The sequence below is a fragment of the Streptomyces sp. NPDC111802 genome, from assembly GCF_055634335.1.
Genome location: NZ_JBVKCZ010000029.1, coordinates 91,452 through 109,166, shown reverse-complemented (window position 1 = coordinate 109,166; position 17,715 = coordinate 91,452). Strand labels below are relative to the sequence as shown.

The following is a 17,715-nucleotide window of genomic DNA, read 5'->3' as shown; positions in this document are numbered from 1 at the left end:
CCTTGACCCGGGTCGTCGTGCCGGTGTCCAGGTCACGGACCAGGATGTTCCGGCCCTGCTGCGTACGACCAGGACGCGGCGTCAGGTGTCCGCGAGAAGGCTGTCGTCCAGGAACTCCCGTACGTGGCGCAGAACTTGTGCCCGGTCCGTGCCCCGTAGCCCGATCGCCACATGGATGGAGAACCCGTCGAGCAGCGCCCGCAGCCGCGCCGCGAACCGGTCCGGGTCGACCGCCCGGAACTCGCCCCGCGACACCCCCTCCGCCAGCAGGGCAACGAGGTCGCGGTGCCAGGCGCCCTCGATCGCGGCCTGGCGGTCGCGGGCGTCGCCGTCGGCGTTCTGCGAACGGTTCCAGACCTCCAGCCAGAGCGTCCAGTGCGGGTCGCGGTGGCCGTCCGGGACGTACAGGTCGACGTAGGCGTCGAGCCGTTCGCGGGCGGATGCGGCGCGCGTCAGCAGCCGGCCGCGCTCAGCGCCCAGCCGGCCCTCGCTCCACTCCAGGGTCCGCAGCAGCAGCTCGTCCTTGGAGTGGAAGTAGTACAGGAGATGACCGCTGCTCATGCCGACCTCCCGGCCGAGCGCCGCCATGGTGAGCTTCTCCAGACCGCGCTCGGCGATCATCTCCATGGCGGCGACGAGGACCTCGTCGCGGGGCGGCGCCTGCCTGCGCCCACCGGCCATCTGCGGCTCCTAGATCTTCGGCTGCTGCTGCGTGATGCAGTGGATGCCTCCACCACCCGCGAAGATCGTACGGGCGTCGACCAGCGTCACCGTCCGTTCCGGGAACAGCCGCCGGAAGATACCGGCCGCCAGCTCGTCGCGCGGGTCGTCGAAGCCGCAGAGCACCACGCCGCCGTTGCAGAGGTAGTGGTTGATGTAGGAGTAGTCGGCCCAGTGGCCGTCGGCCTCCAGGACGGTCGGCGCAGGCACCTCGACGACCTCCAGGCGACGGCCGCGCGCGTCGGTCTGCGACCTCAGCAGGCCGACGATCTCCTTGGTCACCTCGTGGTCGGGGTGGGCGGGGTCCGGCTGCGCATGGGCCACGACGACGCCGGGGCGGGCGAAGGCGGCGACGATGTCGACATGCCCGAGCGTGCCGAAGCCGTACGGAGGGTAGTCGCCGGTGAGGCCGCGCGGCAGCCAGATCGCCTTGCGGGTGCCGAGCATGGCGTGGATCTCGGCCTCCACCTCTTCCCGCGTCCAGTGCGGATTGCGCTCCGGACCGAGCTGGACGGTCTCGGTGAGCAGGACCGTCCCCTCGCCGTCCACATGGATCGCACCGCCCTCGTTGACCAGCCGCGAGGCATACGTCCTGCTCGAGCCGGCCAGGTCGGAGACATACGCGGCGATCTTCGCGTCGTGCTCCCAGCGGGCCCAGTCCTGGGCGCCCCATCCGTTGAACGTCCAGTCGACGGCGGCGAGTTCGCCCTGCCCGTTGGTCAGGAAGGTCGGGCCGATGTCCCGCATCCAGGCGTCGTCGAGGTCACGCTCGACCGTCTCGATGCCGTCGCCGAGCAGCGTGCGGGCCTCGGCCGACTGCCCGGGACCGCACACCACGGTCACCGGCTCGAAGCGGCGGATCGCACGGGCGACGGACGCCCAGGCGATACGCGCGGCAGCGAGGTCGTCGGGGGCGTCGAAGGTCGGGTTGGGGCCGGGCCAGGCCATCCAGGTGCGCTCGTGCGGGGTCCACTCGGCGGGCATGCGGAAGCCGTCGGCAGCTGCGGACATCAGTGATCCTTAGAGGAAGTAGAGGCGGTTGAGGGAGACCGACTCGGCCGGCTCCGAGCGCAGCGGGTCGCCGTCGAGGGTGACCATGCCGGTGCGCTGGTCGACGTCGACCTGTCCGGTACGGGAGTTCAGGCGCAGATCGGCCGGCCCGATCCCGCGCGTGCCGCGCACGGCGACCCTGCGGCGCCGGGTGGGCATCGTGTCGTTGCCCTGGTCGACGGCGGCCCGGGCGACGAAGGCGACGGAGAGGTCGGCGGGTGTGGCGCCGTACGACCCGAACTGCGGCCCCAGGACGAGGGGTTCGCAGGTGTCGGTGGCGGCGCCCGGATCACCGACCACGCCGTACGCCGGGAACCCGGCCTTGAGCACCAGCTGCGGCTTGGCGCCGAAGTACTCCGGCCGCCACAGCACGATGTCGGCGAGCTTGCCGACCTCCAGCGACCCGACCTCGTGCGAGAGTCCGTGGGCGATGGCGGGGTTGATGGTCAGCTTGGCCATGTAGCGCAGGACACGCTCGTTGTCGTGCTCGTCGGGGGCGCCGAACTCGGCCTTCATCTTCCCGGCCATCGCGAAGGTACGGCGGACCGTCTCCCCGGCCCGGCCCATGCCCTGCGCGTCCGACGAGGTGATGCCGATCGCGCCCAGGTCGTGCAGCACGTCCTCGGCGCCCATCGTCCCGGCGCGGATGCGGTCGCGGGCCATGGCCGCGTCGCCGGGCAGGTCGGTCTTGAGGTCGTGGACGGAGACGATCATGCCGTAGTGCTCGGCTACGGCGTCCCGGCCGAAGGGCAGGGTCGGGTTGGTGGAGGAGCCGATGACGTTCGGGACGCCGGCCATCTTCAGGACGTTCGGGACGTGTCCGCCGCCGCAGCCCTCGATGTGGAAGGCGTGGATGGTGCGGCCCTCCAGCACCCGCAGGGTGTCCTCCACCGACAGGCACTCGTTCAGCCCGTCGCTGTGCAGGGCGACCTGGACGTCGTGCTCCTCGGCCACGCGCAAGGCCGTGTCCAGCGCCCTGGTGTGGGCGCCCATGTCCTCGTGCACCTTGAAGCCGCTCGCCCCGCCCTCGGCCAGCGCCTCGACGAGGGGCGCCCGGTGCGAGGACGAACCCCGGCCCAGGAAGCCGATGTTGACCGGCCAGGCGTCGAACGCGTTGAAGGCGTGCCGCAGCGCCCACGGCGAGTTGACCCCGACGCCCCACACCGGGCCGAACTCCTGCCCGATGACGGTGGTCACGCCGGAGGCGAGCGATGCCTCCATGATGCGCGGCGACAGCAGATGGACGTGGGTGTCGACCGCCCCGGCGGTGGCGATGAGCCCCTCGCCGGACACGATGGACGTACCCGTGCCGACCACGACGTCGACCCCGTCGAGGGTGTCGGGGTTCCCGGCCCGCCCGATCGAGCAGATCCGCCCCTCCCGGATGCCGATGGAGACCTTGCGGATCCCCAGCGCCGCGTCGATCACGACGACGTTGCTGACGACCACGTCACAGGTCTCCCGCACCGCGGCGGCCTTGAGGTGCAGCCCGTCCCGGGCGGTCTTGCCGAACCCGGCGAGGAACTCGTCGCCGTAGCGCTGCGAGTCGGACTCGACGCGGATCGTCAGACCGGAGTCGCCGAGCCGGACGCGGTCGCCGGCGCGCGGGCCGTGGGTGGCGGCGTACTCGTACGGGCTGAGGCGGCGGGCCTCGGCGGGGTGGCCTCCTGGGCGGCTCATCGCTCGACCTCCTGAGCAGGTTTTTCCGATGCGCCGAGGTAGCCGCATGCGGCGGCGCGGCGCAGTGCCTCCGCGCGGGCGCCGGGCGCGTCCAGCGCCCCGTCGACGAGCCCCGCGAACCCGATCGCGATCCGCTCGCCCCCGATCGGCACCAGCCCGACCTCGACGCTCTCCCCCGGCCCGAAGCGCACGGAGGACCCGGCGGGGACGGCGAGCCGCATCCCGTAGGCCTTCTCCCGTACGAAGTCGAGGCGCGGGTTGGCCTCGAAGAAGTGGAAGTGGGAGGTGACGGAGACGGGCACGGTGGCGGTGTTGGTGACCGTCAGCCGCATGACCGCCTCGGGCTCGGCGTGCTCGGGCGCCGGCAGCAACGCGCCCGGCGCCCGGTCGTCCAGCCCCTCGCCGATCGGATCGCTGACCACGGCGAGCCGCGAGCCGTCGTCGAAGACCGCCTCGACATGCACCTCGGTGACGATGTCCGTCACGCCCGGCAGCACGTCGTCCGGCCCGAGCACGGACCGGGCACGCTCGATCGCCTCGGCGAGGCGGGCGCCGTCGCGGGCGGCCTCGCACACGGTGTCCGCTATGAGCGCGGTCGCCTCCGGGACGTTCAGCCGCAGCCCGCGGGCCCGGCGCGCCCGGGCCAGTTCGGCGGCTCCGAAGAGCAGCAGCCGGTCACGTTCCGTGGGGGTCAGTCTCACTACGCGGCACCTCCTTGCCTCACCCGACTTTAGAGCAACACTCTAAACATGAAATTCCTCCCGTAGGAAGGTTGACAGCAAACATCGAGCCATCCAGATTGAACGTCACTCAAACCAACGGAGGCCACCCATGCCGATGGAACAGCGCGGAGTCGACACCATCCCCGAGGAGGAACGCACAAGCGGCCCACGGGATCTCGTATCGATCCTGCTGGGGTCGAACCTCTGCCTCGGAGTGATCATCTTCGGCTGGCTCCCGCCGTCCTTCGGTCTGGGCTGGTGGGCCTCGGTGAGCTCGATCGTGGTGGGCACGCTGGTCGGCACGGCCCTCACCGCCCCGCTGGCCCTGATCTCCCTGCGCACCGCGACCAACCTGTCCACCTCCTCCGGCGCCCAGTTCGGCGTGCGCGGCCGGCTGGTCGGCTCGGTGGTCGGGCTGCTGCTCGCCCTCGGCTACACGGCCCTGACCGTGTGGATCGGCGGCGATGTGATGGTGGGCGTACTGGGCCGGCTCATCGGCCTGCCGGCCGACGGGGTGTCGTACGGCGTGGTGTACGGGCTGCTGGCCGCGGCGACCGTCGCCGGCGCGGTGTACGGCTACCGTGTGCTGCTCGCCATGTCCCGCGTCCTCGCGTTCGGCATGACGGCCCTGCTGGTCCTCGGCGTCATCGCCTACGCCCCGCACTTCACCACCGACGCGCTGCCGGAGGCGGGCGGGTACCTGCTGGGCGGCTTCTGGCCGACGTGGCTGCTGGCGGCGGTGGCGGCGGGTCTGTCCGGGCCGATCGCCTTCATCACCCTGCTCGGCGACTACACCCGCTACATCTCCCCGGTCCGGCACTCCTCACGCCGGGTGCTGCACGCGACCTGGCTCGGCCTGATCCTGGGACTGCTGGTCCCGCAGCTGTTCGGCACCTTCACCTCGTACGCGGCACGGGCGGCGCTCGACTACGCCGGACCGCTGGTCTCCGCGTCCCCCGCCTGGTACCTGGTCCCGCTCCTGGTCGCCGCCTCCGCGGGTTCGGTCGGCAACGCCGGGCTGATGCTCTACTCCATGGGCCTCGACCTGGACGCCATCCTGCCGCGCGCGTCCCGGGCGACGGCCACGTACACGGTCGCCGTGATCGCCACGGTCTGCGTCTTCGTCGGCCACTACTACTCGACCGCGCAGGACGCGATGACGTCCTTCGTCCTGCTGCTGACGGCGATCGGCACACCGTGGGCGGTCATCACCCTGATCGGCTTCGCCCGCTGCCGTGGCGTGTACGACGCGGAGGCCCTCCAGGTCTTCAACCGCCGGGCGCGGGGCGGGATCTACTGGTACCGGGCCGGCTGGAACATCCCGGCGACCGTGTCCTGGGCCCTGGGCGCGGCGGTCGGCCTGCTGGCCGTCTCCCTGCCGACGTACGAGGGGCCGCTGCTGGGGCTGACGGGCGGGGTGGACTGCAGCTTCCTGCTGTCGGGGCTGGTGGGAGGGGTGGCGTACGCGCTGTCGACCCCGGGCGCCGCGAGGACGGAACCCAAGGCCGACAACGCGTTGCCGGTCGGCGAAAACAGCCCGTCCGGCGTTTGAGGACAAGGCCGTTCAGGCCGAAGCGGGGGTCTGGGGGCGGCAGCCCCCGCACCCCCGCCTCAACGCCGGGCAACCGGTCAGCCCAGCTGGTGCATCCACCCGTGCTGGTCGACGGCGGTGCCCCGCTGGATGTCCAGGAGGGCCTGGCGGAGCTTCAGTGTGACCTCGCCGGGCTCGCCGTCGCCCTGCCGCCACTCGGCGCCCGTGCGCTTCACCGTGCCGACCGGCGTGATGACCGCGGCCGTACCGCAGGCGAAGACCTCGGTCAGCGTGCCGTTCTCCGAGTCGCGCTGCCACTGGTCCACAGAGACACGGCCCTCCTCGGCCTCGTAACCGAGGTCACGGGCGACCTGGAGGAGGGAGTCACGGGTGACGCCCTCCAGGATGGAGCCGGTGAGGGACGGCGTGATGATCTTGTCGCCGTACACGAAGTACAGGTTCATGCCGCCGAGTTCCTCGACCCACTTGCGCTCGACCGCGTCGAGGTAGCAGACCTGCGCGCAGCCCTCGGCGGCGGCCTCGGCCTGGGCCAGCAGGGACGCGGCGTAGTTGCCGCCGGTCTTCGCGTCGCCCATGCCGCCGGGAACGGCGCGGACGTGGTCCTCCGAGACCCAGATCGACACGGGCTTGACGCCGCCGGGGAAGTAGGCGCCGGCCGGGGAGGCGATGACGATGAACAGGTACTCGCTGGCGGGCTTCACGCCCAGGCCGACCTCGGTCGCGAACATGAACGGACGCAGGTAGAGGGACTCCTCGCCGCCGTGCGCCGGGACCCAGGCCTCGTCCTGCCGCACCAGCGCGTCGCAGGCCTCGATGAACGTCTCGACCGGCAGCTGGGGCATGCCGAGCCGGCGCGCGGAGGACTGGAAGCGCAGGGCGTTCTTCTCCGGGCGGAAGGTGGCGACGGTCCCGTCGGGCCGGCGGTAGGCCTTCAGGCCCTCGAAGATCTCCTGCGCGTAGTGCAGGACCATGGTGGCCGGGTCGAGAGAGAGCGGCGCGTACGGCACGAGCTCGCCGTCATGCCAGCCACGGCCCTCGGTCCACTTGATCGTCACCATGTGGTCGGTGAAGTGGCGGCCGAACCCCGGGTTGGCCAGTATCGCCTCGCGCTCGGCGGCGGCGAGCGGGCTGGCGGAGGGCTTGAGCTCGATCGTGGGCGTCGTCATGAGTAGGTGTCCTTCACCGGTTTCGTTGTGGCGGGCCGCGCTCACGCCAGTACTGTCTGTGGCCAGTGCTAGGACGTCCGAGCATTCCTTCATACCGCGGCTCCGCGTTCGATTATCGCAAGCGGGTGCCGTGGAAGAAATCGGCCTGTTCGGCGTGAAATCGCGATCCCGGGGTTGATGGTGTCACCCGGCGGCGGACATGGGGAAGCCGCCGGGTGCGAAGTGACCCGACGGCTTCGAAAGGGTTCGAACGGCGCGGCGGGGTCAGCCGGCTACTCGTACGGCCAGCGCGTCGCCGATCTCCGACGTGCTGCGGGCGGGCTTGCCGGTGCGCTCCGCGAGGTCGGCGGAGACCGCCTCGTCGATGCGGGCGGCCTCGGCGTCGTAACCGAGGTGGCGCAGGAGCAGGGCGACGGACAGGACCGTGGCGGTGGGGTCGGCCTTGCCCTGGCCGGCGATGTCCGGGGCCGAGCCGTGGACGGGCTCGAACATGGACGGGAAGTCGCCGCTCGGGTTGATGTTCCCGCTCGCGGCGACGCCGATGCCGCCGGAGACGGCCGCGGCGAGGTCGGTGATGATGTCGCCGAACAGGTTGTCGGTGACGATCACGTCGAAGCGCTCGGGCTGGGTGACCAGGTAGATGGTCGCGGCGTCGACGTGCATGTACTCGGTGGTGACCTCGGGGAACTCCTCGGCCACCTTGTTGAAGATGTTCGTCCACAGGTGCCCGGCGAAGGTCAGCACGTTGTTCTTGTGGATCAGCGCCAGCTTCTTGCGCGGGCGGGCCTGCGCGCGGGCGAAGGCGTCACGGACCACGCGCTCGACACCGAAGGCCGTGTTCACCGAGACCTCGGTGGCGACCTCGTGCTCGGTGCCCTTGCGGATGGTGCCGCCGTTGCCGGTGTACGGGCCTTCGGTGCCCTCGCGGACGACGACGAAGTCGATGCTCGGCTCACCGGCGAGCGGGGTGGCGACACCCGGGAGGAGCTTCGACGGACGCAGGTTGACGTGGTGGTCGAAGGCGAAGCGGAGCTTCAGCAGGAAGCCGCGCTCCAGGACGCCGGAGGGGACGCCCGGGTCGCCGATCGCGCCCAGCAGGATGGCGTCGTGCTTCTTCAGGGCGTCGAGGTCGGCATCCGTGAGGGTCTCACCGGTGGCGTGGTAGCGCCGGGCGCCGAAGTCGTACTCCTTGGTCTCCAGCTTCACATCCTGCGGGAGGACGGCGGAGAGGACCTTCAGGCCTTCGGCCACGACCTCCTGGCCGATGCCGTCACCGGGAATCACTGCGAGATTGAGGCTGCGAGACATGTCGGCACCCTACTCCTCGTCCCATGGGATGACATGCGATGTCCGCCATCCGGACAGCCGGACAGGGGAAGGCTTCTGCGCTTCAACCGGCGTTCACCCGTATGCAGGGCGGGTGTTGGTCGCCGCTGGGAACTTTCCCACCATGGACCTCCCCGACTTCGGCATCCCTCCGCAGCTCGCCCGCCGTATGAGCATGGCGGAGCAGCACGAGTACCTGCGCACCAAGCTGACCCGGCGCCGCACGCTGGTGACCGCGGGCGCGGTCGCGGGCGGGCTGCTGACGGGCTGCTCGGGGTCGGAGAAGCCCGCGGGCACGGCCGGCACCCGGCCCTCCCCGTCCGTCTCCACCAGGGTGCCGGGCTCCGCCGTCGCCCCGTTCGGCCGCCATCTCGCCTTCGGCGCCGACCCGAAGTCGCAGATGCGGATCTCCTGGCAGGTACCGGCCGCGGTGAAGAAGCCTTTCGTCCGGATCGGCCTGCGTCCCGAAGACCTGAGCCGCAGGATCGACGCCGAGATCCGCGACCTGTACACGCCCGGACTGCAGGGCATCCGCGCGGCGTTGGAGCAGTACTACGTCCACGCGGCACTGGACTCCCTGCGCCCCGGCACGACGTACTACTACGGCGTGGGCCATGACGGCTTCGACCCGGCGGCACCGAAGAACCGCGCGACGATCGCCTCCTTCCGCACGGCTCCCGCGAGCCCGGAGACCTTCACCTTCACGGCCTTCGGCGACCAGGGCGTCAGCGAGGCGGCCGCCACCAACGACAAACTCCTGCTGGGCCAGAATCCTGCCTTCCACCTCCACGCCGGCGACATCTGCTACGCCAACGTCAGGGGGTCGGGCGAGAAGTCGGACGGCTACGACCCCGGCTTCTGGGACGGTTACCTCAAGCAGACCGAGTCGGTGGCCAAGTCGGTGCCGTGGATGGTGACGACCGGCAACCACGACATGGAGGCCTGGTACTCGCCGGACGGCTACGGCGGCCAGCTGGCCCGCTGGTCCCTGCCGGACAGCGGCTTCGATGCCCGTACGGCCCCGGGCGTGTACTCCTTCACCTACGGCAACGTCGGCTTCGTGGCGCTGGACGCGAACGACGTGTCGTACGAGATTCCCGCCAACCAGGGCCACACGGACGGCCGTCAGACCAAGTGGCTGGACGAGCGGCTCGGTGAGCTGCGGGCGGCGAAGGGCGTCGACTTCGTCGTCGTCTTCTTCCACCACTGCGCCTACTCGACCTCCTCCCATGCGTCCGACGGGGGTGTGCGGGCCGAGTGGGTGCCGCTGTTCGCCCGGCACCAGGTGGACCTGGTGATCAACGGGCACAACCACGTCTACGAGCGGACGGACGCCATCAAGAACGGCGAGGTCGGCGGGCAGGTACCCATCGGCGCCGCGACGGACCCGACGCGGGACGGCATCGTGTACGTCACGGCGGGCGGGGGCGGCAAGGAGCTGTACGGCTTCCCCGCGGGCGTCGAGGAGAGCTACGAGGGGCATGTGACCGAGCAGGAGTCGGTCGACACCTTCAAGTGGACCAAGTCACGCAACACCAAGGCGGAGAGCGTGCAGTGGTCGCGGGTGCGCTATCGGGGCTTCTCGTTCCTCACCGTGGAGGCGGCGGGCGGCGCGAAGCCCCGGCTGAAGGTGTCGGCACTGGCGCAGAACGGGCAGCGCGTCGACCACTTCGAGGTGCGGCGCGGGGCCTGAGACCACGCGCCGCACCTCGATCGGGCGCGGCTCCCGGCTTACGGGGGTGGTGCGGCGCGGGCCTTCCCGCCTTCTCGCGGAGCGCTATGCGGCCTGGTGGCCGGTGCTGCCGCCGTTGTCCCTGCGGTCGAGGGCGCGCTGGAGGGCGGCCGCGGCGTTCTTGCGGTCGGACTCGCTCGTACGGGAGATGTGACGGACTCGACGGCGGGCGGTCGTCTCGGCCATGGGAAATCGACTCCTTCGACAATCCGGGAGTGCACAGGGGGGTTACGAGACGCCGGGTGGGGCGGGGAGCGGTGCCGCAGGGGTTGCCTGCACGGGGCCCGGCTCACGACCGCCATTCGCTTGATCGAGCGAGACGTTCGGCTTCTACAAAGCTAAGGGAGGACAGCGCATCTGTCTCCACAATTACTCGGACTTCCTACTATCTGAGACGGTGGAGTGAGTCACACGTCGCTGACCTGCGCTTTTTACATACGGCCCGTCACAGCACATCCCCGTCCCGCCAGTCGAAGACCAGCTCGAATGCGGGATCGAGCGGCCCGGCGAGTGCGGTCCGCACAAAGGTGCTGCCCTCCTCGTCGGGCAGATGGACGACGCCGTCGAGCCCGAGCCCGCAGACCCGTCCGCTCCACGCCTCCCACCCCCGGGCGGCGTACAGCGCGGCCCCCTCGTCGCTCGCCGAGAGCATCCCCGCGTCGTAGGCCCGGTCGATCACCCGCTCCAGCTCCGCCATCACCCGGCCGCCGAGCCCCGTACGGCGCGCGTCGGCGCGGACGCCGACCGCCTCGACGTACCCGACCCGCAGCCACCGGTCCCGGTGCCGCACCCGCCGCATGACTACAGCCCCGTGCGCGACGAGCCGCCCGGCGTCGTCGTGGACGAGTGCGTGCATCCCGCCGAGCCCGTGCTCGAAGTCCTCGTCGGAGAAGTCGCCGTCGAAGGCGTCGTCCAACAGGGCGCGGACGGCGCGCAGTTCGGCGGGAGTGAGGTCGGCGGTGTGTACGGTGCGCGGCGTGGGTGCGGATGCGGTCGTGGTCATCCGTCCAGTATCGGCACCGCCGGCCGGCGGCCGGCGGGCATCGCCCACTCGGCTGATCCTCCGGGCGGCACGGGTCGGACGGTCACGGCGAGGGGAACGGTGAGGTCATGAACGACACGGCGAAAGTGTTCCTAGAGGGCGGCCCGGACGACCTGCCCGAACGGATCGTCCCCACCCCGTCCCCCGGTCCGGACGTGAAGATCAAGCTGCGCGGCGGGTACGAGCACTTCCGGCCGACGGCGCGGCAGACGAACACGCCGGAGGGCGCGCTGCCGGTCTACGAGTGGTGGGAGCGCACGGAGATCGCCGAGTAGCCCCCTCCCCCGCACGGCAAAGGCCGGGTCCCTCAAGACCCGGCCCTTTCCGTTGAGTTGGCGTGTCAGCCCATGTGCGGGTACGTGTAGTCGGTCGGCGGGACCAGCGTCTCCTTGATGGCGCGGGTCAGCGTCCAGCGCATCAGGTTCTGCGGGGCACCGGCCTTGTCGTTGGTGCCGGAGGCACGGCCGCCGCCGAAGGGCTGCTGGCCGACGACGGCGCCGGTCGACTTGTCGTTGATGTAGAAGTTTCCGGCCGCGTAGCGCAGCTTCTCCATCGTGTACGCCGCCGCCGCGCGGTCGCCCGCGACGACCGAGCCGGTCAGCGCGTAGGCGGACACCGACTCCATCTGGTCCAGCATCTCGTCGTACTTGTCGTCCTCGTAGACGTGCACGGCGAGGAACGGGCCGAAGTACTCGGTGGTGAAGACCTCGTGCTCGGGGTCGGTGCACTCGACGACGGTCGGGCGGACGAAGTAGCCCGCCGAGTCGTCGTAGGAGCCGCCCGCGACGATGGTGCAGGTCGGGTCCGACTTCGCGCGGTCGATGGCGGCCTTGTTCTTGGCGAAGGCGCGCTCGTCGATCACGGCGCCGATGAAGTTGGACAGGTCGGTGACGTCGCCCATGGTGAGGTAGTCGACCTCGGCCGCGAACTCCTCCTTGAAGCCGGAGTTCCAGATCGACGCCGGGATGTACGCCCGGGAGGTCGCCGAGCACTTCTGGCCCTGGTACTCGAAGGCACCGCGGGTCAGCGCCGTCTTCAGGACCGCCTTGTCGGCGCTCGGGTGGGCGACGACGAAGTCCTTGCCGCCGGTCTCGCCGACGATGCGCGGGTAGGAGCGGTACTTCTCGATGTTGTTGCCGACCGTCTTCCACAGGTACTGGAAGGTCTTGGTCGAGCCGGTGAAGTGGATGCCGGCGAGGTCGCGGTGGACCAGGGCGACCTTGGAGACCTCGATGCCGTCGCCGGTGACGAGGTTGATGACGCCCTTGGGCAGACCGGCCTCCTCCAGGAGCTGCATCAGCAGCACGGCGGCGTGGGTCTGGGTCGGGGACGGCTTCCAGACCACCACGTTGCCCATCAGGGCGGGGGCGGTGGGCAGGTTGCCCGCGATGGCCGTGAAGTTGAACGGCGTGATCGCGTAGACGAAGCCCTCCAGCGGGCGGTGGTCGAGGCGGTTCCACACGCCCGGGGAGTTCGCCGGGGGCTGCTCGGCGAGCAGGTCACGGGCGTACTTGACGTTGAAGCGCCAGAAGTCGACGAGCTCGCAGGGGGTGTCGATCTCGGCCTGCTGGGCGGTCTTGGACTGGCCCAGCATGGTGGAGGCGGCCAGCGTCTCGCGCCAGGGGCCGGCCAGCAGCTCGGCGGCGCGCAGGATGATCGCGGCACGGTCGTCGAAGGACATCGCGCGCCAGGCCGGCGCGGCGGCGAGGGCCGCGTCGATGGCGTCCTGGGCGTCCTGCTGGGTGGCGGTGCCGTAGGTGCCGAGGCGGGCCTTGTGGTTGTGCGGCTGCACGACGTCGAACCGCTCGCCGCCGCCCATCCGCTTCTCGCCGCCGATGGTGCAGGGCAGGTCGATCGGGTTCTCGGCCAGCTCCTTGAGCTTGACCTCCAGCCGGGCACGCTCGGGCGAGCCGGGGGCGTAGCCGTGCACCGGCTCGTTGACGGGGGTGGGGACCTGGGTCACAGCGTCCATGAGATCCGTAACTCCTTGAACTTGAGCGGGTGTTCGGGCTCAGCCCTTGCTGATCATCGAGCGGGCGGAGAGGCGCAGGTCAGCCATGGCTGATCATGCTCCGGGCGGAGAAGCACAGGTCAGCCATGGCTGATCATGCTCCGGACGAAGAAGGTCAGGTTGGCCGGCTTCTCCGCGAGCCGTCGCATGAAGTAGCCGTACCAGTCGGTGCCGTAGGCGGTGTAGACGCGCATGCGGTGGCCCTCGGCGGCGAGGCGCAGGTGCTCGTCACTGCGGATGCCGTACAGCATCTGGAACTCGTACTCGTCGAGCTTTCGCCCGGCGCGGCGCGCGAGCTCCTGGGCGATGGAGATCAGGCGCGGGTCGTGGGAGCCGATCATCGGGTACCCGGCGCCCTCCATCAGAACCCTCAGGATCCGGACGTACGCCTTGTCGATCTCGTGTTTCTGCTGGTAGGCGACCTCGGCGGGCTCCTTGTAGGCGCCCTTGACGAGGCGCACCCGGCTGCCGCTCTCCGCGAGGCGACGGGCGTCGGCCTCGGTGCGGAAGAGGTAGGCCTGGATGACACAGCCGGTCTGCGGGAAGTCCTTCCGCAGCTCCTCGTGGATGGCGAACATCGAGTCGAGGGTGGTGTGGTCCTCGGCGTCGAGCGTGACGGTCGTACCGATCGCGGCAGCGGCCTCCACGACGGGCCGGACGTTGGCGAGCGCGAGCTCGTGGCCGCCCTCCAGCGCCTGCCCGAACATCGACAGCTTCACGGACATCTCGGCCCTGGTGCCCAGCTCCAGCTCCCCCAGCCGGTCGATGAGCGCCAGATAGGCGTCCCGGGCGGCCGCGGCCTGCTCCGGGCGGGTGATGTCCTCGCCGACGACGTCCATCGTCAGCTCCAGGCCCCGGCCGCTGAGCTCCCGGATGATCGGCACGATCTCGTCGACCGTCTCGCCCGGGATGAAGCGGTCGACGACCTGCTTGGTCACGGGGGCAGCCGAGATCAGGCGTCGCATCCGGTCGCTGCGCGACGCGGCAAGAATCACGGGACCCAGCACGGGGCACCTCCACAGACAGCAGAAAGCAGCCGAGCCCCGACCATTCGGGTACGGCACGGAGAACCACCGTGAAACCTAAGGATCCCTCCGATCGTCGGCCATCGACAGCTGTCACGCATCCGTGCCGCAGATCTCTGACAGATGTATGAAGGCCCTCGGGAAATGCGGGAGAATGCCCGGGTGACATCCGAATTCAAGGGTGACTACCAGGAGCTGGTCGATGAGATCTCGGAGCTCCTGGGCGCCCCCGCGACGCTGGAGAACCGTGACTTCGAGCTGATCGCCTTCGGTGCCTACGACAGCGAGGGCGAGCTCGACGCGTCGGCCCTGGACCCCGTGCGCACCCGCTCGATCCTGACGCGCCGCTCGACGGCGGCCGTACGGACCTGGTTCGAGGGCTTCGGCATCACGCGCGCGACCGGCCCGGTGCGCATCCCGCGTACACCGGAGGCGGGGGTGTACCGCGGACGGATCTGCCTCCCCGTACGCCACAGGGGTGTCGTCCTGGGCTACGTCTGGCTCCTCGACGACGATCCGGGCCCCACGGACCAGCAGCTGGCGGCCGCGATGGAGGTGACCGGCCGGATCGGCGCGCTGCTGGCGGACGAGGCGCAGCATGGTGCCGACCTCAGCCGGGAGCTGCGGGCGGTGCTGACCGCCGAGCGCGGCTGGCAGGGCGACATGGCGGTCGCCGAGCTGCGCACGGCGCTCGGTTCGCGCGCGGACGGCGTCCATACGGTGGTCTGCGTGGCCCCCTGGCCCTCGGCCGACCCCGACGACGCCCCGTCGGTGCGGACGGTGCCGCACGCGACCGCGCTGTGCACGCTGCCGTGGGGCCCCGACGGGCAGAGCCTCGCGGTGCTGGTCCGGCTGCGTTCATCCGAGGTGCACACGGCGGCGCTGGCGGCGGCGTCCCGGCTGCTGAAGGAGGGCCCGGCCGCGCGGGGCCGGGCGCGGGCAGCGGCCGGCCTCGGGGAACCGCGCGCCGGCCTCGCCGACCTGGCCGCCGTCTGGCAGGAGGCGTCGGCGGCGGCCCGCGCGGCGCTGGCGGAACCGCGGCTCGGGCCGGTGGCGGAGTGGTCGCGCATCGGCCCGTACCGCCTGCTGACCTCCCTCTCCCCGGAGACGGTCCACGACCCCGCCGTCGCCCCCCTCCTCTCCCCCACACACCACGAACTCGCCCGCACCGCCGAGGTCTACCTGGACTGCGCGGGCCAGGCCGGCCGCACCGCCGCCGAACTCGGCATCCACCGCCAGACCCTGTACTACCGCCTCTCCCGCGTCGAGCAGCTCACCGGCCTCGACCTGGACGACGGGGAGGACCGGCTGCTGCTGCACATGGCGCTGAAGGGGGCGCGGCTGTAGCCCTGGCGCTCGGTCAGGATGCGCGCGGGGCGCGTCATTTCCTCGTGGCCGCCTCGATGACCTGACGCAGCCCTTCGGTGAGCTGCTCCGCGTCGGGCGCGGTCTTCGGGTCGAAGTTCCACTGCGCGATGAGACCCGTCATCAGGGTCACGTAGAACTTGCCGAGGGTGTCGACGGTCTCGTCCGCGACGTCCTCCTCCCGTCCGCCCATGAGCAGCGGGACGAGACCGCGCCCGGCCTCCCGCTGAGCCGCCGCCAGATGGTCGCGGACCTCGGGCAGCTGGTCGCCCATGACGACGATCTCCATGCTCAGCCGCCAGATCGAACCGGGCTCGCGCATGGTGCCGATGATGTTCGACCACACCTCCTGGAACCGTTCCACCGAGCCGGGCTCGGCGGCGATCCCGGCGGTCCCGTCGCCTTCGAAGGCGTCGCCCATCCCCTCGACCAGCGCCACGTACGCCTGCGCCAGCAGCGCGTCCTTCGAGCCGTAGTGGTAGCCGATCGAGGCCAGGTTGGTCCCCGACGCCTTGACGATGTCCCGCGCCGTCGTGCGCGCGAACCCCTTGTCGAGCAGGCAGCGCTTGGCGCCCTCGAGCAGATCCTCACGGTGTCCCATGCGACCAGTCTACCGCCGATCCATACAACTGTCCTATACGTACGTATTACACAGTCGTCCTAGACAGTCGTTCTAGACAACCGTTTAAGACGCGCGTACATTCACCGCCATGACGACGAACCCGAAGGGCACCACCACCCCACCCGCCCGCGCCGGCCGGCGCGAATGGACCGCGCTCGGCGTGCTGATGCTGCCGCTGCTGCTGGTCTCGATGGACGTCTCGGTCCTCTACTTCGCGGTCCCGGCGATCAGCGCGGACCTGGAGCCGAGCGGCACCCAGCAGCTGTGGATCTTCGACATCTACGCCTTCGTGCTGGCCGGGTTGCTGATGACGATGGGCTCGTTCGGCGACCGCATCGGCCACCGCCGGCTCCTGCTGCTCGGCGCCGCCGCCTTCGGCACCGCCTCGCTGGTGGCGGCGTACGCCAACAGCGCCGAGACGCTGATCGCGGCCCGCGCGGTCCTCGGCATCGGTGGCGCGACCCTGATGCCGTCGACCATGGCCATACTCCGCACGATGTTCACCGACCCCGCCCAGCGCGCGAAGGCGATCGGCCTGTGGTCCGGCGTGATGACGGCCGGGATCGCGCTCGGCTCCGTCATGAGCGGGGTGCTGGTCGAGTACTTCTGGTGGGGCTCGGTCTTCCTGGTCAACCTGCCCGCGATGGCGCTGCTGCTGATTCTCGGCCCGATCATGCTCCCCGAGTGGCGCAACCCCGAGCCCGGCCGTTTCGACTGGCTGAGCGTCCCGCTCTCGATGGCGGCCGTGCTCCCCGTGATCTACGGCCTGAAGGAGATCCCGTCCGAGGGCTGGAACGTCCGCTACGTCGTGTCGATCACCGTCGGTCTGCTGTTTGCAGCCCTCTTCGTGCACCGCCAGCGCACGGCCGCCGCACCGATGATCTCCCCGGCCCTGTTCCGCGGACGCGGCTTCGCTCCGTCGGTCGCCCTGAACCTCGTCTCCGCGTTCGGCGTGATGGGTTCGGCCTACTTCACCACGCAGTATCTGCAGTCGGTGCTCGGCATGAGCGCTCTGGAAGCGGCCCTGTGGGCGCTGCTGCCGTCGGTGCCGATCGGCGCGGCGGCACCGGTCGCGACCCAGCTGGTGCACAAGGGCGTCGACCGCGCCCACGTCGTCACCGCGGGCTTCGCCATCGCCGCGTCGGGCTTCGGGCTGCTGTCCCTCGCCGGTACGGACTCGATGGCGCTGGTGCTGGTCTCGTGCGCGGTCCTCGCCGTCGGCAGCGTCGTGGTGATGTCCCAGATCATGGACCTGGCGATGGGCACCGCGCCGCTGGAGCGGGCGGGCTCCGCGTCCTCGCTGATGGAGACCGGCGCGGAGTTCGGCGGCGCGCTGGGCATGGCGGTGCTCGGCTCGATCGGCACGGCGATCTACCGCCACGAGATCCCCGCGTCGGCGCCCGACGTGGCGCACGAGACCCTGGGCGGCGCACTGGCGGTCGCCGACCGGGTCCCTGGACTGGCCACGGCCGCGCGGGAGGCGTTCACCAGCGGGATGCAGGGGGCGGCAATCGCGGGGGCGGTGTTGCTGATGGGCGCGGCGGTGCTGGCGGCGATCACGCTGCGGCGGGCCGAGGTGCGGGAGCAGACATGCGAAACGCCGGACGAGCCGAGCACACTCAGCCCGTCCGGCGTTTGAGGACGAGGCCCGTTCAGGGCCGAAGCGGGGGTCCGGGGGCGGCAGCCCCCGGGGACGGCAGCC

General features: G+C 70.8%; 16 protein-coding genes. 5 read left to right on the top strand and 11 right to left on the bottom strand.

Annotated features, from left to right (window positions below; genetic code table 11):
• Positions 1–81: 81 nt before the first annotated feature.
• From ACZ7NC_RS29155 to ureA, 4 genes are read right to left on the bottom strand one after another with little or no spacing between them, the layout of a single operon-like run.
• Positions 82–681 carry a TetR/AcrR family transcriptional regulator gene (locus ACZ7NC_RS29155; RefSeq protein ID WP_471492463.1) on the bottom strand — a complete coding sequence of 200 codons (600 nt, stop codon included), beginning with the start codon at positions 679–681 and terminating at the stop codon, positions 82–84.
• A 9-nt stretch (positions 682–690) separates the two neighbouring features.
• The gene (locus ACZ7NC_RS29150; protein WP_471492462.1) at positions 691–1,731 is read right to left on the bottom strand and encodes an agmatine deiminase family protein; all 1,041 of its coding nucleotides are present in this window, start codon (positions 1,729–1,731) and stop codon (positions 691–693) included.
• 9 nt (positions 1,732–1,740) lie between these two features.
• Positions 1,741–3,450 (bottom strand): urease subunit alpha, encoded by a 1,710-nt coding sequence (locus tag ACZ7NC_RS29145; RefSeq protein WP_471492461.1) that lies wholly within the window; start codon positions 3,448–3,450, stop codon positions 1,741–1,743.
• Positions 3,447–4,151 carry an urease subunit gamma gene (gene ureA / locus ACZ7NC_RS29140; RefSeq protein ID WP_471492460.1) on the bottom strand — a complete coding sequence of 235 codons (705 nt, stop codon included), beginning with the start codon at positions 4,149–4,151 and terminating at the stop codon, positions 3,447–3,449. The genes ACZ7NC_RS29145 and ureA overlap by 4 nt, the downstream gene beginning before the upstream one ends.
• 130 nt (positions 4,152–4,281) lie before the next feature.
• Between ureA and ACZ7NC_RS29135 the strand changes: the two genes are divergently transcribed.
• Entirely contained in the window at positions 4,282–5,724 is a 1,443-nt protein-coding gene (locus tag ACZ7NC_RS29135; RefSeq protein WP_471492459.1) for a cytosine permease, read from the top strand.
• 77 nt (positions 5,725–5,801) lie between these two features.
• Here the strand turns inward: ACZ7NC_RS29135 and ACZ7NC_RS29130 are convergent, their stop codons facing one another.
• Positions 5,802–6,890, bottom strand: a complete 1,089-nt coding sequence (locus tag ACZ7NC_RS29130; RefSeq protein ID WP_471492458.1) for a branched-chain amino acid aminotransferase — start codon at positions 6,888–6,890, stop codon at positions 5,802–5,804.
• A gap of 264 nt (positions 6,891–7,154) precedes the next feature.
• Positions 7,155–8,198, bottom strand: a complete 1,044-nt coding sequence (locus tag ACZ7NC_RS29125; protein ID WP_471492457.1) for a 3-isopropylmalate dehydrogenase — start codon at positions 8,196–8,198, stop codon at positions 7,155–7,157.
• 142 nt (positions 8,199–8,340) lie between these two features.
• Between ACZ7NC_RS29125 and ACZ7NC_RS29120 the strand changes: the two genes are divergently transcribed.
• Positions 8,341–9,909: a purple acid phosphatase family protein gene (locus ACZ7NC_RS29120; protein WP_471492456.1), complete on the top strand. Its 1,569-nt coding sequence runs from the start codon at positions 8,341–8,343 to the stop codon at positions 9,907–9,909.
• A gap of 84 nt (positions 9,910–9,993) precedes the next feature.
• On the opposite strand, the gene ACZ7NC_RS29115 is transcribed toward ACZ7NC_RS29120, so the two are convergent.
• Positions 9,994–10,134, bottom strand: a complete 141-nt coding sequence (locus ACZ7NC_RS29115; protein ID WP_093747366.1) for a hypothetical protein — start codon at positions 10,132–10,134, stop codon at positions 9,994–9,996.
• A gap of 259 nt (positions 10,135–10,393) precedes the next feature.
• On the bottom strand, positions 10,394–10,951 hold the full coding sequence (locus ACZ7NC_RS29110) for a GNAT family N-acetyltransferase (protein WP_471492455.1): 558 nt from the start codon (positions 10,949–10,951) through the stop codon (positions 10,394–10,396).
• Between the two features lie 107 nt (positions 10,952–11,058).
• Here ACZ7NC_RS29110 and ACZ7NC_RS29105 point away from each other — a divergent pair, with 107 nt between their 5' ends.
• On the top strand, positions 11,059–11,265 hold the full coding sequence (locus ACZ7NC_RS29105; protein WP_471492454.1) for a DUF5988 family protein: 207 nt from the start codon (positions 11,059–11,061) through the stop codon (positions 11,263–11,265).
• Positions 11,266–11,330: 65 nt separating this feature from the next.
• Here the strand turns inward: ACZ7NC_RS29105 and pruA are convergent, their stop codons facing one another.
• Positions 11,331–12,962, bottom strand: coding sequence for an L-glutamate gamma-semialdehyde dehydrogenase (gene pruA / locus ACZ7NC_RS29100; RefSeq protein ID WP_471492453.1), 1,632 nt, complete (start codon positions 12,960–12,962; stop codon positions 11,331–11,333).
• Positions 12,963–13,081: 119 nt separating this feature from the next.
• Positions 13,082–14,008: a proline dehydrogenase family protein gene (locus ACZ7NC_RS29095; protein WP_471492452.1), complete on the bottom strand. Its 927-nt coding sequence runs from the start codon at positions 14,006–14,008 to the stop codon at positions 13,082–13,084.
• Positions 14,009–14,188: 180 nt separating this feature from the next.
• On the opposite strand from ACZ7NC_RS29095, the gene ACZ7NC_RS29090 reads away from it, so the two are divergent.
• Positions 14,189–15,373, top strand: coding sequence for a PucR family transcriptional regulator (locus ACZ7NC_RS29090; RefSeq protein ID WP_471492451.1), 1,185 nt, complete (start codon positions 14,189–14,191; stop codon positions 15,371–15,373).
• A gap of 34 nt (positions 15,374–15,407) precedes the next feature.
• Here the strand turns inward: ACZ7NC_RS29090 and ACZ7NC_RS29085 are convergent, their stop codons facing one another.
• Complete coding sequence (locus ACZ7NC_RS29085) at positions 15,408–15,992, bottom strand: TetR/AcrR family transcriptional regulator (RefSeq protein ID WP_471492450.1); 585 nt, start codon at positions 15,990–15,992, stop codon at positions 15,408–15,410.
• A 109-nt stretch (positions 15,993–16,101) separates the two neighbouring features.
• Between ACZ7NC_RS29085 and ACZ7NC_RS29080 the strand changes: the two genes are divergently transcribed.
• Positions 16,102–17,652: an MFS transporter gene (locus ACZ7NC_RS29080; protein ID WP_471492449.1), complete on the top strand. Its 1,551-nt coding sequence runs from the start codon at positions 16,102–16,104 to the stop codon at positions 17,650–17,652.
• The last annotated feature ends 63 nt before the right edge of the window (positions 17,653–17,715 follow it).